The 23,565-nt window shown below is 71.0% G+C and carries 19 protein-coding genes; 7 read left to right on the top strand and 12 right to left on the bottom strand.

Annotation, left to right across the window (positions count from 1 at the left end):
* Window positions 1-255 (top strand): PfkB family carbohydrate kinase (locus AOK16_RS09365; protein WP_240483486.1); only part of this gene is annotated, 255 nt, incomplete at its 5' end.
* Between the two features lie 142 nt (window positions 256-397).
* Here the strand turns inward: AOK16_RS09365 and AOK16_RS09360 are convergent.
* Window positions 398-1,082, bottom strand: a 685-nt coding sequence (locus AOK16_RS09360) for a type 1 periplasmic-binding domain-containing protein (protein ID WP_478071900.1), incomplete at its 3' end; no start/stop codon positions are given.
* A gap of 337 nt (window positions 1,083-1,419) precedes the next feature.
* Window positions 1,420-4,410: an excinuclease ABC subunit UvrA gene (gene uvrA, locus AOK16_RS09355; protein ID WP_055471781.1), complete on the bottom strand. Its 2,991-nt coding sequence runs from the start codon at window positions 4,408-4,410 to the stop codon at window positions 1,420-1,422.
* 176 nt (window positions 4,411-4,586) lie between these two features.
* Between uvrA and AOK16_RS09350 the strand changes: the two genes are divergently transcribed.
* Complete coding sequence (locus AOK16_RS09350; RefSeq protein WP_055471780.1) at window positions 4,587-5,327, top strand: maleylpyruvate isomerase family mycothiol-dependent enzyme; 741 nt, start codon at window positions 4,587-4,589, stop codon at window positions 5,325-5,327.
* Window positions 5,328-5,331: 4 nt separating this feature from the next.
* Window positions 5,332-5,988 (top strand): MBL fold metallo-hydrolase, encoded by a 657-nt coding sequence (locus AOK16_RS09345; RefSeq protein WP_055471779.1) that lies wholly within the window; start codon window positions 5,332-5,334, stop codon window positions 5,986-5,988.
* 121 nt (window positions 5,989-6,109) lie between these two features.
* On the opposite strand, the gene AOK16_RS09340 is transcribed toward AOK16_RS09345, so the two are convergent.
* The 3 genes from AOK16_RS09340 to uvrB all read right to left on the bottom strand — a co-directional run bounded on the left by AOK16_RS09340 (window position 6,110) and on the right by uvrB (window position 10,227).
* On the bottom strand, window positions 6,110-7,096 hold the full coding sequence (locus AOK16_RS09340) for a TerC/Alx family metal homeostasis membrane protein (RefSeq protein WP_055471778.1): 987 nt from the start codon (window positions 7,094-7,096) through the stop codon (window positions 6,110-6,112).
* Between the two features lie 255 nt (window positions 7,097-7,351).
* Window positions 7,352-7,930 (bottom strand): TerD family protein, encoded by a 579-nt coding sequence (locus AOK16_RS09335; protein WP_055471777.1) that lies wholly within the window; start codon window positions 7,928-7,930, stop codon window positions 7,352-7,354.
* Window positions 7,931-8,055: 125 nt separating this feature from the next.
* Window positions 8,056-10,227 (bottom strand): excinuclease ABC subunit UvrB, encoded by a 2,172-nt coding sequence (gene uvrB / locus AOK16_RS09330; protein WP_055471776.1) that lies wholly within the window; start codon window positions 10,225-10,227, stop codon window positions 8,056-8,058.
* A 178-nt stretch (window positions 10,228-10,405) separates the two neighbouring features.
* On the opposite strand from uvrB, the gene AOK16_RS09325 reads away from it, so the two are divergent.
* Window positions 10,406-11,350 (top strand): glycerophosphodiester phosphodiesterase family protein, encoded by a 945-nt coding sequence (locus AOK16_RS09325; RefSeq protein WP_079101209.1) that lies wholly within the window; start codon window positions 10,406-10,408, stop codon window positions 11,348-11,350.
* A 219-nt stretch (window positions 11,351-11,569) separates the two neighbouring features.
* Window positions 11,570-12,103, top strand: a complete 534-nt coding sequence (locus AOK16_RS09320; RefSeq protein WP_055471775.1) for a methylated-DNA--[protein]-cysteine S-methyltransferase — start codon at window positions 11,570-11,572, stop codon at window positions 12,101-12,103.
* Window positions 12,104-12,218: 115 nt separating this feature from the next.
* Here the strand turns inward: AOK16_RS09320 and AOK16_RS09315 are convergent, their stop codons facing one another.
* From AOK16_RS09315 to rpsA, 7 genes are all read right to left on the bottom strand, one after another.
* A complete protein-coding gene (locus tag AOK16_RS09315; protein WP_055471774.1) occupies window positions 12,219-12,809 on the bottom strand; it encodes a tetratricopeptide repeat protein in 591 nt (196 codons plus the stop codon).
* Between the two features lie 187 nt (window positions 12,810-12,996).
* Complete coding sequence (locus AOK16_RS09310) at window positions 12,997-13,362, bottom strand: 6-pyruvoyl trahydropterin synthase family protein (protein WP_055471773.1); 366 nt, start codon at window positions 13,360-13,362, stop codon at window positions 12,997-12,999.
* A gap of 37 nt (window positions 13,363-13,399) precedes the next feature.
* On the bottom strand, window positions 13,400-16,087 hold the full coding sequence (locus AOK16_RS09305; protein WP_055471772.1) for an AAA family ATPase: 2,688 nt from the start codon (window positions 16,085-16,087) through the stop codon (window positions 13,400-13,402).
* A 108-nt stretch (window positions 16,088-16,195) separates the two neighbouring features.
* Complete coding sequence (locus AOK16_RS09300; protein ID WP_055471771.1) at window positions 16,196-16,564, bottom strand: tetratricopeptide repeat protein; 369 nt, start codon at window positions 16,562-16,564, stop codon at window positions 16,196-16,198.
* 268 nt (window positions 16,565-16,832) lie between these two features.
* The gene (gene coaE / locus AOK16_RS09295; RefSeq protein WP_055471770.1) at window positions 16,833-17,432 is read right to left on the bottom strand and encodes a dephospho-CoA kinase; all 600 of its coding nucleotides are present in this window, start codon (window positions 17,430-17,432) and stop codon (window positions 16,833-16,835) included.
* Window positions 17,433-17,608: 176 nt separating this feature from the next.
* Complete coding sequence (locus AOK16_RS09290; RefSeq protein WP_055471769.1) at window positions 17,609-18,559, bottom strand: PAC2 family protein; 951 nt, start codon at window positions 18,557-18,559, stop codon at window positions 17,609-17,611.
* Window positions 18,560-18,927: 368 nt separating this feature from the next.
* The gene (rpsA, locus tag AOK16_RS09285) at window positions 18,928-20,433 is read right to left on the bottom strand and encodes a 30S ribosomal protein S1 (protein ID WP_055471768.1); all 1,506 of its coding nucleotides are present in this window, start codon (window positions 20,431-20,433) and stop codon (window positions 18,928-18,930) included.
* 337 nt (window positions 20,434-20,770) lie between these two features.
* On the opposite strand from rpsA, the gene AOK16_RS09280 reads away from it, so the two are divergent.
* Both AOK16_RS09280 and AOK16_RS09275 read left to right on the top strand, forming a co-directional pair.
* Window positions 20,771-21,577, top strand: coding sequence for a class I SAM-dependent methyltransferase (locus AOK16_RS09280; protein ID WP_055471767.1), 807 nt, complete (start codon window positions 20,771-20,773; stop codon window positions 21,575-21,577).
* A gap of 66 nt (window positions 21,578-21,643) precedes the next feature.
* Window positions 21,644-23,565: helicase-related protein (locus AOK16_RS09275; RefSeq protein WP_240483485.1), on the top strand; the 1,922-nt coding region annotated here is incomplete at its 3' end.

Below are 23,565 nucleotides of genomic sequence, written 5' to 3'. Positions count from 1 at the left end.
TGGACCCGCGACGGCGGCGAAGTCTCCGTACCCGGTGAGCCCGTGGAGGTGGTGGACACGATCGGCGCGGGCGACACGGTCACCGCCGCCCTCCTCCACCGTCTGGCAGCCCACGACGCCCTGTCGCCCGAGGCCGTGCCTCAACTACCCGCCGCCACCTGGCAGGACACCCTCACCTACGCCTCCCGCGCGGCCGCGGTCACCTGCACCCGCCCCGGCGCGGAACCGCCGTACGCGGCGGAACTCCAGGACTGAGCTCGAGGGCTGAGCGCCGGCTACGGCAGCGCGGAGCCCGAGGAGGCTCGTACCACCAACTCGGGCAGGTAGTTGATGTGTTGGGGCGCGGAATCGCGGGCGCGGTCGAGCAGCAGTCGCGCCGCCGCCTCGCCGATCNNNNCGCCGTCGTCGACGACGGCGTCGCAGAGACGGTCCAGGACCTGTTGGTGCCTGACTTCTTCGTCTAACTGGCGGAGAGAGACGAAGGGCCGCTGCGGTCGGTCGAGACCGAAAGCCTCGGCCGCGATCGCGAACCCCTTCGTCAGCTGCTCCCTGTCCGCGTTCGTCTGAAAACAGGCCAGAATCCTGCGATGCCCCAGCGAGGTCAGGTGCTCCACGGCCACGATCACGCCGTGCGCGGCATTGGACTCGACCCGGTCCAAACCAGCGAGGGGATCCTCCACGGGGACCCGGCGCTCGACGAGGACAACCGGCACCTTCAGCTTCTCGATCCACCGCCCCTGTCCCGGCTCGGGCCTGCCGTGCTGCCAGGTCGGCAGGAGAAGCAGGGCCTCCGCCCCGCCCTCGATCAGCCGGTCCGCCTGCACGGGATCCCGCTCCGGACGATGGTCACTGAAGGCCACCATCAGGCGACCACCCCTGGAGGCCACCAGATCGCGTGCACCCTCAAGGATGTCCATGAAGTAATAGGCCATGCTGGGCAGCAACATCCCCAGCACGGGACCGCCGTCCGGCGGCAACAGCGCCGGAGCGGGGGATTCGTCGGCCGGCGGATCGGCTGGTCGAGGTCGGCCCAACTGACGTTCCATGCAACCGTTTCGGCACTGCGTCGCCTCGATGCACACGCTTCCTCCGCCGGGGGGATCGGGCCTGTACCGAACCGCGTGCGAAACAGCCGTGGAGCCACGTGCGGTCGGCGCTTCCAGCGATACGGCTTCAACAAACCGTGACCATAGCGGCTGAACACGGCCATTCGAGCCCTTAATACGCCCCGGCGCACACTCCAGCGTGCGCCCCCAAGCCGACCTGCCCTATGAAACCCCTCTCTTGCCTGCCGAAACTGGCGTGTTGGCGTCGCCGCCCCGGACAACGCCATCACGCAAGTTGTGCACGATCGGGGGATATTCAGCTGTCAAACACCGTAAGCATCCAACCGGGCACGGCGAGTTCCCCAGCCCGCCCCTACCCCTTCCGTGACCGGGGCGTCTTCGCGGCGGCCGTCCGCTTCGTAGCCGTCCGCTTCGCCGTGGTCGACTTGGCCGCGACCGTCTTCTTCGCAGCCGTCTTGCGAGGCTTTGCCGCGCCGCGGGGTCTCGGGACCGCGTCGCTGACGCGCTCGCCGAGAAGGTCGCGGAGGAACTTGCCGGTGTGGCTCGCCGGGATCGCGGCGACCTCCTCAGGGGTGCCCTCGGCGACGACCAGGCCGCCACCGCTGCCACCCTCCGGGCCCATGTCGACGACCCAGTCGGCCGTCTTGATCACATCGAGGTTGTGCTCGATGACGATCACCGTGTTGCCCTTGTCGACCAGGCCGGACAGGACGTTGATCAGCTTGCTGATGTCCTCGAAGTGCAGCCCGGTGGTGGGTTCGTCGAGGACGTACACCGTCCGGCCGGTCGAGCGCTTCTGGAGCTCGCTGGCGAGCTTCACGCGCTGGGCCTCGCCACCGGAGAGCGTCGGCGCGGGCTGGCCGAGGCGGACGTAGCCGAGCCCGACCTCGCTCAGCGTCCGCAGATGGCGCGCGATGGTCGGCACGGCCTCGAAGAACTCTGTGGCCTCCTCGATCGGCATGTCCAGCACCTCGGCGATGGACTTGCCCTTGTAGTGGACCTCCAGGGTCTCCCGGTTGTAGCGCGCGCCGTGGCAGACCTCGCACGGCACGTAGACGTCCGGCAGGAAGTTCATCTCGATCTTGATGGTGCCGTCGCCGGAGCAGTTCTCGCAGCGGCCGCCCTTGACGTTAAAGGAGAAGCGCCCCGGCAGATAGCCGCGCACCTTCGCCTCCATCGTCTCCGCGAACAGCTTGCGGACGTGGTCGAACACCCCGGTGTACGTCGCCGGGTTGGAGCGCGGCGTACGGCCGATGGGCGACTGGTCGACGTGCACCACCTTGTCGACGAGGTCGTCCCCGTCCACGCGCGTGTGCCGCCCGGGCACCGCCCTGGCACCCTGCAACTCCCGTGCCAGATGGGTGTAGAGGATGTCGTTGACCAGCGTCGACTTGCCGGACCCGGACACTCCGGTCACGGCGGTGAACACCCCGAGCGGGAAGGACACGTCGATGTCCTGGAGGTTGTTCTCCCGGGCGCCGCGCACGGTCAGCCGCTTCGATCCGTTGACCGGCCGCCGGAGCTCCGGCGTCGGGATGGCCTTCTTGCCGGCGAGGTACTGCCCGGTCATCGACTCCTCGTTGCCGAGCAGCTCCTTCAACGGCCCGCTGTGCACGACCTTGCCACCGTGCTCACCCGCGCCGGGGCCGATGTCCACCACCCAGTCCGAGGTCTTGATGGTGTCCTCGTCGTGCTCCACGACGATCAGGGTGTTGCCGAGGTCCCGGAGCCGTACGAGCGTCTCGATCAGCCGGTGGTTGTCGCGCTGGTGGAGGCCGATGGACGGCTCGTCCAGCACGTACAACACGCCGACCAGGCCGGAGCCGATCTGCGTGGCGAGCCGGATGCGCTGGGCCTCGCCGCCGGAGAGCGTGCCGGCGGCGCGGTTCAGCGAGAGGTAGTCCAGGCCGACGTCGACCAGGAACCGCAGCCGCTCGTTGACCTCCTTCAGCACCCGCTCGGCGATCGTCTTCTCGCGCGCGGTGAGCTTCATGTCCCGCAGGAAGTCGGCGCAGTCGCTGATCGACATCGCGGAGACCTCGGCGATGGACTTCCCGTACAGGGTGACCGCGAGGACGATCGGCTTGAGCCGGGTCCCCTCGCAGGTCGGGCACGGCACCTCGCGCATATAGCCCTCGAAGCGCTCGCGGCTGCTGTCGCTCTCGGCCTCGGAGTGGCGCCGCTTGACGAACGGCACGGCGCCCTCGAAGGAGGTCGTGTACGCGCGCTCCCGCCCGTACCGGTTGCGGTAGCGCACCTCGATCTGCGTGCGGTGCCCGTTCAGCAGGGCCTTCTTCGCGCGCTGCGGCAGCCCGGCCCACGGGATGTCCATGCGGAAGCCGAGCTCGTCCGCCAGTGCGCCGACGAGCCGGGAGAAGTAGTCCTTGGTGTGGCCGTGCGACCACGGGTTGATCGCGCCCTCGTCCAGGGACTTGTCCGGGTCGGGCACGATCAGGTCCGGGTCGACCTCCATGCGCGTACCGATGCCGGTGCAGTCCGGGCATGCGCCGAAGGGCGAGTTGAAGGAGAAGGAGCGCGGCTCCAGCTCCTCGAAGGACAGGTCGTCGTACGGGCAGTAGAGGTGCTCGGAAAACATCCGCTCGCGCTGCGGGTCGTCCTCATCGAGGTCCACGAAGTCGAGGATGACCATGCCGCCGGAGAGACCGAGCGCGGTCTCCACCGAGTCGGTCAGCCGCCGCTTGGCGCTGCCCTTGACGGTGAGGCGGTCCACGACCACCTCGATGGTGTGCTTCTCCTGCTTCTTCAGCTTGGGCGGCTCGGCCAGCTGGATCGTCTCGCCGTCCACCCGGGCCCGGCTGTAGCCCTTGGTCTGGAGGTCGGAGAAGAGGTCGACGAACTCGCCCTTGCGCTCGCGCACCAGCGGCGAGAGCACCTGGAAGCGGCTGCCCTCCTCCAGGTCGAGCACCCTGTCGACGATCGCCTGCGGCGACTGGCGCGAAATGGGGCGGTCGCACTCCGGGCAGTGCGGCTTGCCGATACGGGCGAACAGCAGCCGGAGGTAGTCGTAGACCTCGGTGATCGTGCCGACCGTCGAGCGCGGGTTGCGCGAGGTCGACTTCTGGTCGATGGACACCGCAGGGGACAGGCCCTCAATGAAGTCCACATCGGGCTTGTCCATCTGCCCCAGGAACTGCCGGGCATAGGAGGAGAGCGACTCCACGTACCGCCGCTGCCCCTCCGCGAAGATCGTGTCGAACGCGAGGGAGGACTTGCCCGAACCCGACAGGCCGGTGAAGACGATGAGGGCGTCACGGGGCAGGTCCAGCGAGACGTTCTTGAGGTTGTGCTCGCGAGCGCCACGGACGATGAGACGGTCGGCCACGCCGGTCGGCACCTTTCTTGAGAAGTGGGGTGCGCCGCACACCCCCGGTTCAGAGTATGGGCGGCGCCGCGGTGATGTCTTACTGATGCCAGGGCCGAGCTTATAGCACGCGCATTCGATTTCGCGGCCTTCTTTGCCTCCTTCACCCGAACGTGTGTCGGCGATAGCGTCGGGTCATGACCGATCAAGCGAAGGACCCGCAGGTCCAGGACCTGGCCGCCGTACGGGAGGCCACCGGACGACTGCTGGCGGCCGTGCGGAAGCTCGACGACGCCGCCGTGCGCGAGCCCTCCCGTCTGCCGGGCTGGTCGCGCGGCCATGTGCTCGCGCACGTCGCGCGCAACGCGGACGCCCTCGTCAACGTCCTGACCTCGGCCCGGACCAGCGAGCGCATCCCCATGTACGTGAGTACCGAGGCCCGGGAGGCGGACATCGAGCGCGGCGCGGGCCGCCCGCTCGCCGCCCACCTCGAAGACCTGGCGCACAGCGCCGATGGGTTCAACACCGCGGCGGCCGCGCTTCATCCCGAGGCCTGGCAGCGGACCGTGGAACTCCGCAACGGCGTCACCGACCGGGCGTCGAACGTCCTCTTCCGCCGCCTCACCGAGGTCGAGCTGCACCATGTGGACCTCGGCATCGGCTGCGCGGTCGAGGACCTGCCCGCCTCCTTCGTGGACCGGCACCTCGACTACGTCGCGGGCGAGCGCTTCGCGGGCCGACCCGACGTACCCGCCCTGCTGGTCACCACCGAGGACGGGCGCTCCTGGCGTACGGGGCGCGAGGACGCGGAGGGGGGCGAGGTCACGGCCGTCGGCGGGACCGCGGCCGAGCTGCTCGCCTGGCTCACGGGCCGCGCCGACGGCGCCGGACTCGACCGGTCCGCCCCTGCTCTGCCCGTACTGCCGCCGCTAGGCTGAGGCCATGACGTACAGCGGAGTGGTGACAGTCGGCGGCCCGGCGGACGTGCACGAACTGACGGACCTGATGATCTCTAAGGTCGCCGTCGGGCCGATGGAGAACAACGCCTATCTGCTGCGCTGCCGCGCGACGGACGTGCAGCTGCTGATCGACGCGGCGAGCGAGCCGCGGACCCTGCTGAACCTCATCGGCGACGGCGGCATCGCCTCGGTGGTGACCACACACCAGCACGCCGACCACTGGCAGGCACTCGCGGAGGTCGTGAAGGCGACGGGCGCGAGGACGTACGCAGGTCGGCACGACGCCGCGGGCATCCCTGTCGACACGGACGTGCTGGTGGACGACGGGGACACCATCCGCGTCGGCCGGGTCGAGCTGACCGCGCGCCACCTGGTGGGCCACACGCCGGGCAGCATCGCCCTGATCTACGACGACCCGCACGGGCACCCGCACGTCTTCACCGGCGACTGCCTGTTCCCGGGCGGCGTGGGCAACACGCACAACGACCCGGACGCGTTCACCACCCTCCTCGACGGCGTGGAGGCCAAGCTCTTCGACCAGCTCCCGGACGAGACCTGGGTCTACCCGGGCCACGGCAGCGACACGACGATCGGCGCCGAGCGCCCGCAACTGCCGGAGTGGCGCAAGCGCGGCTGGTGAGCCGCGGCCGCGGGCGGGTGGACCCCGCCGCGGAACGCGGCGAGAGGGGTACGGACCCGCTGGTCCGTACCCCTCTCGCGTTGGTACGTAGGCGTCGGCGCCTCGGTCTCGCGCCGGTGCGTCAGGCGTCGATGCTCTGCTTGCCGTCGGCTTCCGCCTCGGCCCGCTCCTGCTTCTTCGCGGCGTAGAGGCTGGTGATCGTCGTGACGACGAGCACCGCGCAGATCACGCCGAGAGAGACCGGGATGCTGATCTCCGGGACGTGGACGCCGAGCTCGTGCAGCGCGTGCAGCACCAGCTTCACGCCGATGAAGCCGAGGATCACCGACAGGCCGTACGAGAGGTGGACCAGCTTCTTCAGCAGTCCGCCGATGAGGAAGTACAGCTGCCGCAGACCCATCAGCGCGAAGGCGTTCGCGGTGAAGACGATGTACGGGTCCTGGGTGAGGCCGAAGATCGCCGGGATCGAGTCCAGGGCGAAGAGCACGTCGGTGGTGCCGATCGCCAGCATGACCACCAGCATCGGGGTCATCACGCGCTTGCCGTGCTGCTGGATGAACAGCTTGGTGCCGTGGTACCGGTCGGCCACGCCGAAGCGCTTCTCGGCGGCCTTGAGGAGCCGGTTCTCCTCGTACTCCTCGTCCTCCTCGTCGGCCCGCGCCTCCTGGATGAGCTTCCAGGCGGTCCAGATCAGGAAGGCGCCGAAGATGAAGAAGACCCAGGAGAAGCTGGCGATGATCGCCGCGCCGGCGGCGATGAAGACCGCGCGCAGCACCAGCGCGATGAGCACGCCGACCAGCAGGACGCGCTGCTGGTACTGCGAGGGCACCGCGAACTTCGCCATGATCAGGACGAAGACGAAGAGGTTGTCGACGCTCAGCGACTTCTCGGTGATGAATCCGGCGAAGAACTCGCCGGCGGGCTGACCACCGGCGAACAGCAGCAGGCCGAGGCCGAAGAGGCCTGCCAGCACGATCCAGACGACGGTCCAGATTCCGGCTTCCTTGATCGAGACGTCATGGGGCTTGCGCCCGATGAAGAAGTCCGCCGCGATCAGGGCACAGAGGCCGGCGATGGTCACCAGCCACATGGTCAGGGAAACGTCCACTACTCCTCCGGCAGGGTCGTACGTCGAATTTCAGCGTTCGTCGCTGCCGGAGGTCTCCTCCGCCCGGGCCGCGAGTCGCGAGCCTGGGCCGACGCCCCGGGATCCTCGGGGATCCGTACTGACGGGAACGTCGCCTCGGGAGTACTCCCCTCCGTCTCGCAGAGGGTACATGAACTTCCAAGAAAAGGTAAAGCAATGGGTAAAGGACGGATAAGGGCGCAGGTCAGCGGAGGGTCCGGAGCCCCCGGACCCGGATCACAGATGCGGCAGGATCGACGGCATCAGGTCCTGGAACGTACGGCCCTCGGCGGGCTCCCCCACCGCCGTCATCTTCCATCCGGTGCCCGCGCGGTGGACCTTGGCCATGATCTGCGCGGTGTACGGGCCGCCGCCGGTGAGCGTGTAGCGCGCCAGCTCCTGGCCGTTGAGCTCGTCCACCAGGCGGCAGAAGGCGTTCTCGACCTCGGCGAAGGTCTGCCCCGTGAAGGAGTTGACCGTGAACACGATCTGGTCGACGTGGGCGGGCACCTGCTGGAGGTCGACCCGGATGGCCTCGTCGTCCCCGCCCTCGCCGGCGCCGCCCACCAGGTTGTCCCCGGTGTGCCGCACGGAGCCGTCGTCGCTGACGAGGTGGCGGAAGAACACCACGTCCACCGGGTTCTTGGCGGCGAACAGGACCGCCGAGGCGTCCAGGTCGATCGCCTTCGCCCGCTTACCGAAGAAGCCGCGGCGCGGCGCCGCCTTCCAGCCCAACCCCATCCGCACCGCGGACAGACTGCCCCCGTCGGCCTTCTCCAGGCTGATGCCCTGCCCCTTGGACAAGTTGACGCTCACGCCGTCCCCTCTCACCGTTCCCCTTGGCCACCGCCGGTCGGCGATGGCCCGACCCAAACCCTACGCAGAAGCACTGCCCGCCCTGGGAGAGCCTGAGAAAGCCCCGCGGCCAGGAAGCCCCGCCCCTAGGAAAGCCCCGCCTCCCTCATCTGCCGCAGCTCCTTCTTGAGTTCGCCGACCTCGTCGCGCAGCCGGGCCGCGACCTCGAACTGGAGCTCCGCCGCCGCGGCGCGCATCCGGTCCGTCATGTCCTCGATCAGCTGGGCGAGTTCGGCCGCGGGCCGGTCCGTGGGCACCGCCTGGGCCCCGCCCTTCCCGGCCTTGGAGCCGGCCTTGGCCTTGGCTCCTGCCTTCCCCGCCGCCTCGGGCTGCCCCACTTGGGGACCGCCGAGGGCAGTGGGGACGGGCGCCTTGCCCTGCCTCCCCTGGCGGTAACCGCTGCCCAGCAGCTCCTTGGTGTCGATCTCCTCGCGGGCGATGGTCGCCACGATGTCGTTGATCTTCTTCCGCAGCGGCTGCGGGTCGATCCCCTTCTCCTTGTTGTACGCGATCTGCTTCTCCCGGCGGCGGTTGGTCTCGTCGATGGCCTTCTCCATTGCCGGGGTCATCTTGTCCGCGTACATATGGACCTGGCCGGAGACGTTGCGCGCCGCGCGGCCGATGGTCTGGATCAGCGAGGTGCCGGAGCGCAGGAAGCCCTCCTTGTCGGCGTCGAGGATCGCCACGAGCGACACCTCGGGGAGGTCCAGGCCCTCGCGCAGCAGGTTGATGCCGACCAGCACGTCGTACTCGCCCGCGCGCAGCTCGCGCAGCAGCTCCACGCGGCGCAGGGTGTCGACGTCGCTGTGCAAGTACCGGACGTTGATGCCGAGTTCGAGGAAGTAGTCGGTCAGGTCCTCGGCCATCTTCTTGGTGAGGGTGGTGACCAGGACGCGCTCGTCCTTCTCCGCGCGGGTCCTGATCTCGTGGACGAGGTCGTCGATCTGCCCCTCGGTGGGCTTGACGACCACCTCGGGGTCGACCAGGCCGGTGGGGCGGATGATCTGTTCGACGACGCCTTCGGAGCGGGAGAGCTCGTACTGGCCCGGGGTCGCGGAGAGGTAGACGGTCTGGTCGATCCGCGTGAGGAACTCCTCCCACTTCAGGGGGCGGTTGTCCATGGCGGAGGGCAGCCGGAAGCCGTGGTCGACCAGGGTCCGCTTCCTGGAGGCGTCGCCCTCGTACATGGCGCCGATCTGCGGGACGGTCACATGGGACTCGTCGATGACCAGGACGAAGTCCTCGGGGAAGTAGTCGAGGAGGGTGTGCGGGGCGGAGCCGGTGCCGCGGCCGTCGATGTGCAGCGAGTAGTTCTCGATGCCGGAGCAGCTGCCGATCTGCCGCATCATCTCGATGTCGTACGTGGTGCGCATGCGCAGCCGCTGGGCCTCCAGGAGCTTGCCCTGCTTCTCCAGCTCCGCGAGCCGCACCTCCAGTTCGGCCTCGATCCCGGCGATGGCCCGCTCCATGCGCTCGGGGCCCGCGACGTAGTGGCTGGCCGGGAACACGTACAGCTCGCCGTCCTCGCTGATGACCTCGCCGGTGAGCGGGTGGAGCGTGGAGAGCGCCTCGATCTCGTCGCCGAACATCTCGATGCGGACGGCCAGTTCCTCGTAGACCGGGAAGATCTCGATGGTGTCGCCGCGGACCCGGAACGTGCCGCGGGTGAAGGCCAGGTCGTTGCGGGTGTACTGGATGTCGACGAAACGGCGCAGCAGTTGGTCGCGGTCGATCTCCTCGCCGACCTTGAGGGGGACCATCCGGTCCACGTACTCCTGTGGGGTTCCCAGGCCGTAGATGCAGGAGACGGAGGCGACCACGACCACGTCGCGCCGGGTGAGCAGCGAGTTGGTCGCGGAATGGCGCAGCCGCTCGACCTCCTCGTTGATCGAGGAGTCCTTCTCGATGTAGGTGTCCGACTGCGGGACGTAGGCCTCGGGCTGGTAGTAGTCGTAGTACGAGACGAAGTACTCGACCGCGTTGTTCGGCAGGAGCTCGCGGAACTCGTTGGCCAGCTGGGCGGCGAGGGTCTTGTTCGGCGCCATGACGAGAGTCGGGCGCTGGAGGCGCTCGATCATCCAGGCGGTGGTCGCCGACTTTCCGGTTCCGGTGGCGCCGAGCAGCACCACGTCCTTCTCCCCCGCCGTGAGCCGCCGCTCCAGCTCGGCGATCGCCGCGGGCTGGTCGCCGCTGGGCTGGTAGGGGCTGACGACCTCGAAGGGCGCCACCGTGCGTTCGATCTGGGTTACGGGCCGCATGGCAACCACGGTACGACTCGCCACTGACAACGGCTTCGGGTACGGGTCCCCGTCGCGAATGCCGGGCCTGCACAGGCCGTCGATTTCCCGTTCAACTTATGGCCATTCCATGCCTGTGCTTGATTGGGAAACGGCTGGGAACCTCGTCGCGTACTGAACAACGACGCGAGGAGTCACCGTGCGCATACGCCCTGTCGCAGCCACCCTAGGCGCGCTTCTGGGGTTCTCTGCACTCTTGCTCCCCACGTCGGCGGCCCAGGCCGCCGAGAGCGCGGACGGTCCCGTCGTCGTGGCGCACCGCGGTGCGTCCACGTACGCCCCGGAGAACACCCTGGCGGCGGCCGACATGGCCGCCGAGCTGGACACCGCGTGGGTGGAGAACGACGTTCAGCGCACCAAGGACGGCCGCCTGGTCGTCCTCCACGACACCGACCTCAAGCGCACCACGAATGTGGAGGAGGTCTTCCCCGACCGCTCTCCCTGGAAGCTCGCCGACTTCACCCTCGCCGAGGTCAAGGAGCTGGACGCGGGCAGTTGGTTCTCCCCGGACTACGCGGGCGCGCGCGTGCCCACGCTGAAGCAGTTCGTGAAGCGGCTGACCCGCAACGACCAGAAGCTGCTGCTGGAGCTCAAAGCCCCCGAGCTGTACCCGGGCATCGAGGCGCAGACGCTCGCGGTGCTGGACGAGGCGGGCTGGCTCGACGAGAGCCACATCGACGGGAAGCTGGTCATCCAGTCCTTCAGCGCGGACTCGGTGAAGACCGTCCACGCGCTCCAGCCGTCGGTCAAGACCGGTTTCCTGGGCACCCCGAGCGTCGCCGACCTGCCGGAGTACGCGGAGTTCGCGGACCAGATCAACCCCAACTTCGGTGGCGTGACGGCCGACTACGTGAAGGCCGTCCACGACGTGCGGGGCCCGCACGACCGGCAGCTGGAGCTGTTCACCTGGACGGTCAACGACGGCCCGACGGCGGCGCGGCTCGCCGGGTACGGGGTCGACGGGATCATCTCCAACTCCCCCGACGTCGTCCGCGAGGCGACGGCGGGCTCCTCGGACTCCGCGTCCCCGGACTCCCCGTCCTCCGACGCCGTGCCCGAGCTCCTGTCCGCCGCCGCGTCGTAGTTCCGACTCCCGGGAACCACGGCGCCCGTGCGGCCGCGCTCCTCACCAGGGGCGCGGCCGCACCTGTCTTCAGGGCCGGCCTCGTCCTCAGGGCTCGGCCTGTTCTCAGACGTGACTCGTTCCCAGGACGCGGCCTGTTCTCAGGGCTCGGGCGCACTTGCTTGCGCGGGTTGTCCACAGGCGTACCGAAGAGCTTCCGCGGGGACTACCCTGCGTGAAATGACCACCGTGACCTGGACCGTGACCGACACTCCCATCGGCCCGCTGCTGCTGGCGGCGACCGGCGAGGGGCTGGTCAACGTCGCCTTCCACGCCGAGGAGAGGGTGACGCGCGAGGCGCTGGAGCGGCTGGCCTCGCGGCTGGGCGCACGGCCGTCCGAGACGGCGGAGAGCCCACCGCTCGCCGAGGCGGTCCGGCAGCTCCGCGCCTACTTCGCGGGCGGGCTGCGCGGCTTCGACCTGCCCCTGGACTGGTCCCTGACGGCGGGCTTCAACCGCCGGGTGCTGCGCGAGCTGGCGACGGGCGTCCCGTACGGCACGGTCGTCGGCTACCAGGACCTCGCCGACCGGGTCGGTGAGCCGGGCGCGGCGCGGGCGGTCGGGGTGGCCATGGGGTCGAACCCGCTGCCGGTGGTCGTCCCCTGCCACCGCGTGGTGGAGAGCGACGGCGGCATCGGCGGCTTCGGCGGCGGGCTGGAGACGAAGCGCGCGCTCCTGGCGTTGGAGGGGGTGCTGCCGCAACCACTGTTCTGATCCGGCCCGCCGGGCCCCGCCGACCGGGCTGAGTCCCGTCAAGGTGTACTACAAGCCTTTCCGACGGTCTTCGGCCATTCTCTGTCGCGGAGAGGCGTCCACGCGTCCCTCTCGGTCACTTCTGCAACTTCAGCAGCATGACCCTGGCCTTGGCATCGCCCGAAACCGCGGCCCGCTGGGCCCAGTTGAGCGCCCGCGAGGCATGTTCCTGCCGCGCCTGCTCGCCCTCGGCCCACTTCGACCGCTGTACGTACAGCGCGGCCAACTCCCGTGCACAGCCGCCGTGTCCGCGCTCGGCGCCCGCCCGGAGCCACTCCTCGGCCTCGTCGGGGCGGCCCCGCTCCCGCAGCGCGATCCCCAGGTGCTCGCGGCTGATGTCGTCGTTCTCCGCCTCCGCCGCCCGGCGCCACCACCCCTCGGCCGCGGACTGACGGCCCGAGTCCCGCAGCCGTACGCCCGGTTCGTGGGCGGCGATGGGCACCCCGCCCTCGGCCGCCGTGGCGCGCCACCGCAGCGCCTCGTCGTACTTCCCGTCCGCGGCGCACTCGATCACCAACCGCGCGGCCGCCGAGGCGTCCCCGCCCCGGGCCGCCTCGCGCCACAGCCCCAGCGCCGCTTCCCGCTCTCCCTGCCCGAAGAGCCGCTGGGCGCGCTCGCCGAGGTCGTCTCCCTGCCGTCCGGACCGCTTGCTCCACCACTGCTTCATGACTCCAGTACGCCAGTGGGGCGCGCGAGGCGAAAGAGCGCACGAGCGGGGCACGGGCGCGCGCCCGGATCAGTGCCGGAGACCCAAGTCCCTTGCCATCAGGCCCAGTTGCTCCAGACCGGGTTCCGGAGACGATCGACGGGGTGCCCGACCCGGACGACGACGTCGATGATGTCCCGCGGCCCGGTCAGCGAGGACGGTACGTCGCCCATGTCTTGGGGGTCTCGGACACGCTCACCGCGGTCAGTTCGGGCAACTCGTCCGCCCAGGTGTCGAAGATCCAGCGGGCGAGATGCTCCGCCGATGGATTCCCCCCCCCCATCGCATCATTGAGGTGCCGGTGGTCGAGCGTCGCGTCGACCCACTTCTTGAAGGCGTCCAGATCGCGGTAGTCGCGCACGAATCCGGCCTCGGTGAGGCCCTCCGGGGCGGCCGAGAGCTCCAGCACCACTATGTAGTTGTGCCCGTGCATCCGGGCGCAGGGGTGCCAGGAAGGGAGCCGGTCCAGGACGTGGCTGGCCGAGAAGTGGAACTCCTTGCTGATGGTGAACACGCCGCCCCCTTTCGTACCGACGTCGCACTCTAGTCCGTCAGCTCGGCTCGTCCTCACCGAGGATCGCCCGGTTCAGCGGGACCTCGGTTCGGAAGCGCCGCCGCTGGGCCGCGTCATCGAGATGGCTCTCCTTGCGGGCGACTTCCGCACGTGCCCGCTCCCACAGCGCCCTCGCCTCGTCCACCGCCCCGTCCGCGTGCAGGGCGCGGGCCGCGTGGTGGAGGACCTCTTCCGTCCGCAGGGCGGGCATATCGCCCACTTCCTCCAGGGTGTGCAGCGCTTCGCGCGCGTGCCCGGCCGCGGCCGGGGCGTCGCCCTGCCGCAGCCGGACGCGGCCGCACAGCATGAAGGCAGCGATCTCGCTGCGGCGCATCCCGGTCTGCCGGGTCTCCACACAGGTGTCGACCGCGAGCCGGTACGCCTGATCCAGCGCCGCCGTGTCCGCGGCCGTCTCCAGCAACACCTCGGCATAGAGGTTCCGCACGATCGGCACGAGATTGGCCAGCCAGGTGCGCTGGGTCTCCGACCAGGCCTCCTCGGCGAGCACCAACGCCCGTTCCCGCCCTCGGGATTCCGGATCGTGGACAAGCGTCAGCGCCAGCAGTGCCGTGTTGTACGCGTGCCAGCCGCTGTCGCCGCCCCGCGCTTCCTCGAAGTCCAGGGCCTCCCGCAGGACCTCCTGGGCCTGCCGTCGTTCACCCGTGGCAATGTGCAGCTGGGCCAGGTAGTTGAGGGCGATCGGCAACTCGGCCCGCAGGTGCTCGGAGCGGAGCCGCGCGGTGCACCGCAGCAGGCGAACGCGTGCTTCGCCCAGCCGGCCGCTGTCGTAGAGGTTCACGCCGAGCTGCATCTCGTTGAGGTTCCGGGCGTGTTGGAGCACCGGGTTGCGGGCCTCGCCCAGGCAGGGCTCCGAGGCGTACAGCTCCTCCGCCGCGAACAGCGCCTGGAGCCCGGCGCGCAGATCCTGCTTGGGCAGTTGACGCCCGTACTCGACCAGGGCCACGAAGAGCGACACGGGGTCGCCGCACTCCCTCGCCCGGTCCACGGCTTCCCGCAGCTTCAGCAGCGACGGCTTCAGCCCCTGGGTGGCCAGCAGGGTCTTGCCGCGGAGCAGGGTCGTACGCGCGATGAGCCTGCGATCGGCCAACCGCCGGGCCGCCTCCTCGGCTTCGGCGGCGAGGGCGTCGATGTCCAGGTCGCCGGTCGGCTCGGCGTGCCCCTGCCAGCGCACCTCGGTCAGACTGAGCAGCAGCTCGGCCGCTTCGACCAGCCGCTGATCGCGATCCCCACCGTCCGCGGGCAGCTCCCTGGCGGCCCGGATGGCGACCGCGCAGTGCCGCTCCGCGTCGGCGAAGGACAGGCCGCTCACGGCGACCGAGCGGGCCAGCTCGTAGTGCGCCGCCGCCGAGGCCGCCAGGCTCTGAGGGCCGCCCCGGCGGAGCTGACCGGCGATGTCAAGGCGCAGTTCCAGGGGCGTCTCCCCGGGGCCGGCGGCGTCCGCCAGCGCGGTCAGGGCGGATGCGAGCCGGTGGTGCCGATGCTGCTTCTGGGCCGCGCTCTGCTGCTCGTAGATCCCCTTCTGCAGGGCCCGGTGCTCGAACTCGTACAGATCCGAACCCACCCACTGCACCCACAGCGGGCGGTTCTGTCGCTCCCGGATGAGGCCGTGGCTCTGCGCGGTGTCGCGCAGCCGCTGCATGACCTCCCCGTGCGGGGCTCCGATCGCCTCGGCGACCGCGCGCGAGAGGAAGGCGGGCCCCTGGGTCGCGCCGACGACGAGGAGCTCCCGCACATCGCCGTCCAAGCGCGCGAACCGGCTGCGCACGGCGTGCGGCAGGTCCTCCGGCAGGGGCACCTGGCCGGTGTGGCCGGAGCGCAGGAGGCGCAGGCACTGGTCAACGAAGATCGGGTGCCCGTCCGTCACGTCGCAGAGCCGGGTGGAGAGCGCCGAGGGGTCGGAGTCCGGGTGCCGCAGCCGGACCAGTTCGGCGACCGCGTCCTCCGGGAGCCCGGTCAGCCGGTGCCTCTGGATCAGCCCTCCGAACTCCCAATGCTCCAGGAGCGCGGCGGCGTTCACCCCGTTCCCGGACTCCGAGGCATACGAGCCGTGGCCGAACACCAGGCCCAGAGGCCTGCCGGGAGCCGCCTCGACCAGGCGGTGCAGGACCTGGAGACTGCTCAGGTCGCTGTACTGGACGTCGTCGACCAGCACCATGGCCGGCTTCCCCGTACTCACCTCTTCCAGGATCGCGTCGGCGATGTGCCCGGCGACGGCCTCCTGCTGAGGGAGCAGGCTGTCGCCGGGCATCGACCCCGAGTTCATGGCCGCCTCGGTCAGGCCACGCCCCGCTTCCAGCACCGGCCCGAGCCCGGGCACCAGCAGCCCCAGCAGCCCGGGGGCCGACCTGGCGGCCGCGCCGCCGACCCGCCGCCACCAGCGCCGGGTGCCCGACTGCTCTCTCAGCGCGGTGAGGATGTCGAGGGCCAGCCGGTACGGATTCCCCTCCCCGACGACCGGCGCGCACCGGACCCGGGCGAACCGGATGCGCTCCGCGAGGTCCCGGCCGCCCTGGTCGTGTTCAGGGAACGCGGCGAGTAACGCCGACTTGCCCATCCCGGAATCGCCTTCGACCGTGAACGAGGCGCCCCGCCCATCCAGCAGATCGAGCGCCACGCCACGCAGCGCCCCCACGCTGTCCACCCGATCGACGAAAACCGCCGCCACCGCAACTCCCCCATCCCCCACGAAGCGTCAACTCGCACTCGACACAAGGTCCTTGCCCGACAACACAGTAGTTGATCAGCAAGAGGGCTTCAGGGGGCTGTGGACAAGTCAGTCCGGCTCCCCGAAGCCGGCTGCTTCGATGAAGTCGGGGCGGGGGTCGAGGGCGGCGGCGAGGCGGAAGTGGCGGCGGGCCTCCGAGGGGCGATTGGCTCGTTCGAGGGTCCGGGCCAGGGCGAAGTGGGCGAAGGCGTTGTCCGGCTCATGGTCCAGGATATGCTGGAACTCGCGCTCGGCCGAGCGCAGTTGGGCGGCGGCGAAGTAGGCCCGGGCGCGCAGCAGGCGGGCCGCCCGGCTCTCCGGGTGGGCGGCGATCAGCGGGTCCAGCAGTTTGATCGCTCCGCGCGGGTCGCGGGCGTCCAGCAGGTGCTCTGCCGCACGGAAGTCGATGACATTGGTCTCGGGCGTACGCTCCGGCACTGCGCCTCCTTCCCGACCACCGCCGACGGCGGAATGTGTCAGCGGCAGATCGGCTCCACGCTTCGGCACAACGGTCTCGTCCGCTCCAGCATTCCCGCGGCCGGGCCGCGGTGCACCTGCCCTGCGGACCGGGCCTGACGCCTCCGCCACCGCCCGGTGGGCCAGGCCTGACGCCTCCGCCCCACCTGCCCGGCGAACCGGCTCTCCCCTGCACCTGCTCGGCGGACCGGGCCCGACGCCTCCGCCCACCTGCCCCGCGGACCGGCTCTCACCCCTCCGCTCGGCCGCGCAGTTCCTCCCACACCTTCTCCACCTGCGGCTTCAGCGCCTCCAGGGGGCCGTCGTTGTCGATCACCAGGTCCGCCGCGGCCAGCCGGCGCTCGCGCGTGGCCTGGGCGGCCATGCGGGCCCGGGCCTCCTGCTCCGTCATGCCGCGCAGCCGGACCAGGCGGTCCAGCTGCGTCTCGGGGGAGGCGTCCACGACCACGACCACGTCGTACAGGCCGGCCAGCTCGTTCTCGGCGAGCAGCGGCACGTCGTGCACGACGATGGCGCCGGGGCCCGCCGAGGCCTCCAGCTCGGCCGAGCGGGCGCCGACCAGCGGGTGGACGATCGCGTTCAGCGCGCGCAGCCGGTCCGGGGCGTTGAAGACGATGCCGCCCAGCTTCGGCCGGTCCAGCGTGCCGTCTTCACGCAGCACCTCCCGGCCGAACTCCTCGACGATCGCGGCCAGTCCGGGTGTCCCCGGCTCCACGACCTCCCGCGCGATCCGGTCGGCGTCCACGAGCACCGCGCCGTACGACACCAGCAGCCGCGACACCTCGCTCTTGCCCGCGCCGATCCCGCCCGTGAGGCCAACGGTGAGCATGGCCGCGACTCCCTCGTTCGGTCACCCCGCCCGCGCGGGACCCACTTTGCCTGCCCCCATACGGCCGGTCGAACCCGAGGGCTCGCCCCGCGCCGGCGGGGAACCCGAAGCGGGACGCGGCCACTCACCAAGCTACCCCGAAGGGGCTGACGCCGGGGCCAAGGGAGCGAGGCGCCTCACTCCCCCTCCGTTTCCCGCTCCGCGAGGAAGCGCTCGAACTCGCGCCCCAGCTCGTCCGCCGATGGCAGCTGCGCGGGCTCCGCGACGAGGTTGCCGCGCGTCTGGGAGCCGGCCGCCGCGTCGTACTGGTTCTCCAAACCCCGGACCAGCGCCACCAGTTCCCCCTCGCCCTCCCCCAGCTGCCGCTCGATCTCGCTCTGGGTGCGGTGCGCCGCCGTGCGCAGCGCGTGCGCGAGGGCCGGCAGGACCAGGCCCGTCGCGGCGGTGATCGCCTCCAGCGCGGTCAGCGCAGCGTCCGGATACGTCGAGCGCGCGATGTAGTGCGGTACGTGCGCGGCCACGCCCAGCACGTCGAACCCGGCCTCCATGAGCCGGAACTCCACCAGGGACTCGGCGCTGCCCGGCACCTCCGCCTCGTCGAAGAAGCTCTGGTGGCCCGGCATCAGGTCGAGCCGGTTGCCGTGCGGGGTCAGCCCGACCGGGCGGGTGTGCGGGACGCCCATGGGGATGCCGTGGAAGTTCACTGCGAGCCGGACCCGCAGCCGCTCCACGATCTGGCGTACGGCGGCGGCGAACCGCTCCCATTCCACGTCGGGTTCGGGACCCGACAGCAGCAGGAAGGGCGCGCCGGTGGCGTCCTGCACCAGGTTGAGTTCGAGGCTTGGCTGCTCGTACGCGGTCCAGCGGTCGCGCTGGAAGGTCAGCAGCGGGCGCCGGGCGCGGTAATCGACGAGCCGGTCGGTGTCGAAGCGCGCGACGGTGGTGCGGGGCAGCCCGTCGCTCAGCCCTTCCACGATCTGCTCTCCGGTCTCCCCGGCGTCGATGTACCCGTCGAGGTGGTAGAGCATGACCAGGCCCGCCGTGTCCTGGGCGAGCGCCGTCTCGGCCACCGCCAGCCCCTCGGGGTCCCATGCGTACAGCTTCTGCGGATCCTGCGGATCGAGCACCGTAACCGCGCCTCCTCTTTCCTTCCTCTCCGCCAACGCGCGGCAGGACAAGGGAATTCCCCATTCCGCCACCCGCCCACCCACGGTCATCCGCCCCTGCGCCCAAGTCCGCGCGCAGGGCACGCCCTACGCCGTCACGCGCGGCCTCCCACCACCGGCTCGGGCGCTCCAGACCGACTTTGCCCACGGAGGACGGCCGGCACGCCTACAGGCGCGCCCAGGGTCGCGAACATCGCGCCGGGCGCCCACCCACAGTGCGGGTCGGGCGCCCCCACACAGCGCGGGCGGAAACCGCAGAAACGCCGCAAGGCCCGCCCCCCGGAGGGGACGGGCCTTGCGGCTGTCAGCTATCGACTAGCGGCGAGCGGTCAGCTCTGGCCGCCGGCCAGCTTCTCGCGGAGGGCGGCCAGGGCCTCGTCCGACGCCAGGGCGCCGGAGGTGTCCTGGGTCTCCGAGGAGTACGAGCCACCGCCGCCACCGGCGTTGCCGCCGCCCTGCGGCGCGGCCTGGCCGGCCTCGGCCGCGGCCTGCTCGTCGGCCTCGCGGGACTTGATGACCTGCGCCTGGTGCTGCTCGAAGCGCTGCTGCGCCTCGGCGTACTGGCGCTCCCACTCCTCGCGCTGCTTCTCGTAGCCCGGCAGCCAGTCGTTGGCCTCCGGGTCGAAGCCCTCGGGGTAGATGTAGTTGCCCTGGTCGTCGTACGAGGCGGCCATGCCGTACAGGGTCGGGTCGAACTCGACCGCGGACGGCTCGGCACCGAAGGCCTCGTTGGCCTGCTTCAGCGAGAGGCTGATGCGGCGGCGCTCGAGGTCGATGTCGATGACCTTGACGAAGATCTCGTCGTTGACCTGGACGACCTGCTCCGGGATCTCCACGTGGCGCTCGGCCAGCTCGGAGATGTGGACCAGGCCCTCGATGCCCTCGTCGACGCGGACGAACGCACCGAACGGAACGAGCTTGGTGACCTTACCCGGGACGACCTGACCGATCTGGTGGGTCCGGGCGAACTGCTGCCACGGGTCCTCCTGGGTCGCCTTCAGCGACAGGGAGACGCGCTCGCGGTCCATGTCGACGTCCAGGACCTCGACCGTGACCTCCTGGCCGACCTCGACGACCTCGGACGGGTGGTCGATGTGCTTCCAGGACAGCTCGGAGACGTGGACGAGACCGTCTACGCCGCCCAGGTCCACGAAGGCACCGAAGTTGACGATCGAGGAGACGACACCGGAGCGCACCTGGCCCTTCTGGAGGGTGGTGAGGAAGGTCTGGCGGACCTCGCTCTGGGTCTGCTCGAGCCAGGCACGGCGGGACAGGACCACGTTGTTGCGGTTCTTGTCCAGCTCGATGATCTTGGCCTCGAGCTCCTTGCCGACGTACGGCTGAAGGTCGCGGACGCGGCGCATCTCGACCAGGGAGGCGGGGAGGAAGCCGCGGAGGCCGATGTCGAGGATGAGACCACCCTTGACGACCTCGATGACGGTACCGGTGACGATCCCGTCCTCTTCCTTGATCTTCTCGATCGTGCCCCAGGCCCGCTCGTACTGAGCGCGCTTCTTGGACAGGATCAGGCGGCCTTCCTTGTCCTCCTTCTGGAGAACCAGGGCCTCGATCTCGTCGCCGACGGCCACGACCTCGTTCGGGTCGACGTCGTGCTTGATCGAGAGTTCGCGGGAGGGGATGACGCCTTCGGTCTTGTAACCGATGTCGAGCAGGACCTCGTCCCGGTCGACCTTCACGATGACGCCGTCGACGATGTCGCCGTCGTTGAAGTACTTGATCGTCTCGTCGATCGCGGCGAGGAAGGCTTCCTCGTTACCGATGTCGTTGACCGCTACCTGCGGGGTGGTGGCGGTGGTCTCGGTGCTGCTCGTCATGTGGGAAAGGGCTCCGGTACGGACATTGAGTCGTAGGTACTGCTCACGCCGGGAGCCCGTTATCGCACCGCCGAAGCCGGACAGCCAGGAGGCGCGATCACTGTGAAGCGAAAAGCGCCTCGACAACCGAGGGGACATACAACAGATGCGAGCGCAGCCTGCTCCGTCTGAGGTGCGCAGGCCCGCAGCGCAACTTGTAGCATACGGGGGCAGCCGGGCATGGTCAATGCGCATCAATGCGCGAAGAACCCACGCGAGGCATTGGCCCCATAACCGACAGCCGTAACACCGCACTCAGCAGCTACAGGTTCGAGCGAAGACTACGACGACGGGCACGATGAGCCAAGAGGACGAAGCAGCGGCCACCCGGCGCGATGTCGCCGCGGTGGAGAGCAGCCGGGCGAACCGGGGCTGGTGGGATCGCAACGCGGACGATTACCAGCAGGAGCACGGCGGCTTCCTGGGAGACGACCGCTTCGTCTGGGGCCCGGAGGGGCTGGACGAGGAGCAGGCCGGGCTTCTGGGACCGGCCGGGGACCTCAAGGGCCGGGACGTCCTGGAGATCGGCGCGGGCGCGGCGCAGTGCTCGCGCTGGCTGGCCGCGCAGGGCGCCAGGCCGGTGGCGCTGGACCTCTCGCACCGGCAGCTGCAGCACGCGCTGCGGATCGGCGGGGAGCTGCGGCTGGTGCAGGCCGACGCCGGGGCGCTGCCGTTCGCGGACGCCTCGTTCGACCTCGCCTGCTCCGCGTACGGGGCGATCCCGTTCGTGGCGGACCCGGTGCGGGTCATGCGGGAGGTGCAGCGGGTGCTGCGGCCCGGGGGCCGCTGGGTGTTCTCGGTGACGCACCCGATCCGCTGGGCGTTCCCCGACGAGCCGGGGCCGGAGGGGCTGTCCATCGCGGGCTCGTACTTCGACCGCACGCCGTACGTGGAGCAGGACGAGGCCGGACGCGCGGTGTACGTGGAGCACCACAGGACGGTGGGCGACCGCGTACGGGACGTGGTCGCGGCGGGCTTCCGGCTGGTGGACCTCGTCGAGCCGGAGTGGCCCGCGTGGAACCGCCAGGAGTGGGGCGGCTGGTCCCCGCTGCGAGGACAGCTGATCCCGGGCACGGCGATCTTCGTGTGCGAGCGGGACCAGTAGGCCGCCTTCGCGCGCGGCGGGCGATCGGGGCGAGCCGGGTGCGGTGGCGCTGGGAGACTGGGGCGCGTGATGCGGAGCGACGAGCTGGGGCGGCTGGCCGTACGGGAGGCGCTGCCCGCGCTGGCGGAGGCGCTGGAGCGGCGGGGCGCGGCGGTGCTGTGCGCGCCGCCGGGGACCGGCAAGACGACCTTGGTGCCGCTCGCGCTGGCCGGGCTGCTGGACGGCGGGGCCGTCCGGCGCGTGGTGGTGGCCGAGCCTCGGCGGATCGCGGCGCGTGCCGCGGCGCGGCGTATGGCGTGGCTGCTGGGCGAGGAGGTCGGGGAGACCGTCGGGTTCAGCGTGCGCGGGGAGCGGAGGGCCGGGCCCGGGACGGTTGTCGAGGTGGTGACGACCGGGGTGCTGCTGCAACGACTCCAGCGGGACCAGGAGTTGGCGGGCGTCGACGTGGTCGTGCTGGACGAGTGCCACGAGCGGCATCTGGACGCCGATACGGCGGCGGCCTTCCTGCTGGACGTACGGGCCGCGCTGCGGCCTGAGCTGCGGCTCGTCGCGGCGTCGGCGACGACGGACGCGGAGGGGTGGGCGCGGCTGCTCGGCGACGGGAGTGCGGCGCCCGTGGTGGAGGCGGCCGGCGTGTCGCACACCGTCGAGGTCGTGTGGGCGCCGCTGGCGCGCGCCGTGCGGCCGCCGCACGGGATGCGGGTCGATCCGGCGCTGCTGGAGCACGTGGCCGCGGTCGTGCGGCGGGCGCTGCGCGAGCGGGACGGGGACGTGCTGTGCTTCCTGCCCGGGGTCGGGGAGATCGCGCGCGTGGCGGGGCGGTTGGACGGCTGCGGGGCCGAGGTGCTCCAGGTGCATGGGCGTGCGCCGGCGCACGTGCAGGACGCGGTGCTGGCGGGTGGTGCCGGTCGGCGGGTGGTGTTGGCGACCTCGGTCGCCGAGTCGAGCCTGACGGTGCCGGGCGTACGGGTCGTGGTGGACGCGGGGCTCGCGCGGGAGCCGCGGACGGACCACGCGCGCGGGCTGGGCGCGCTGGCGACCGTCCGGGCCTCTCGGGCGGCGGCGCGGCAGCGTGCGGGCCGGGCGGGGCGCGAGGCGCCAGGAGCGGTGTACCGCTGCTGGGCCGAGGAGGAGGACGCGCGGCTGCCGCGGTGGCCATCGCCGGAGATCGAGGTCGCGGACCTGACGGCGTTCGCGTTGCAGGCGGCCTGCTGGGGCGATCCGGACGCCTCCGGACTGGCGCTGCTTGACCCGCCGCCGGATGGTGCCATGGCCGCCGCGGGCGAGGTGCTGCGGGCCGTCGGAGCCGTGGACGGCGACGGCAGGGTGACACGGCGGGGCGTACGGCTGGCCCGGCTGGGCGTGCACCCCCGGCTGGCGCGGGCGCTCCTGGACGGCGCGCACGAGGTGGGCGCGCGCCGCGCGGCGGAGGTCGTGGCCCTGCTGTCGGAGGAACCGCCGCGCGAGTACGGCGACGACCTGGCCGCGGCCTGGCGCGCGGCGGTTCCTCGCGGCGACGCGTACGCCGCGCGGTGGCGCCAGGAGGCGCGCCGCCTGGAGAGCGCACTGCAGGCGAGCGGCGGCCCGCGCGAGCGCGGCGACGAGCCGCCCGAGCGCGGCGTGGCCGAGGACGGCGCGACGCCAGGCGGACACGGCAAGGCCGGGGACGGCGCGGCACCATGCGGGCGCGGCGGCGCCGGTGAGAGCGGGCTCCCCACACGTGGCGGGGCCGACGGCAGCGGCGACAACGGACGGACCGCGCACGCGCGCGGCGGGCACGGCGACCGCGCGGCGTCACGCGCGCGGAGTGGCGCCGATGACGGCCCGGATCCGCGCGAGCGCCGCGGAGCCGACGGCAGCGGGGGCCCGTCCCCACGCGGCAAGGCCGGTGGCGGAGCGGATCAACGCGCGCGTGCCAGCGCGGGTGTTGGCGGCGGGCGGCTCACCGACGACTCCGCCGCCGGGCTTGTGGTGGACTTGGCGTTTCC

Source organism: Streptomyces pathocidini, from assembly GCF_001418495.1.
GTDB lineage: Bacteria > Actinomycetota > Actinomycetes > Streptomycetales > Streptomycetaceae > Streptomyces > Streptomyces pathocidini.
The sequence above is the reverse complement of the archived record's forward strand: the minus strand, read 5'-3'. Positions and strand labels throughout refer to the sequence as shown.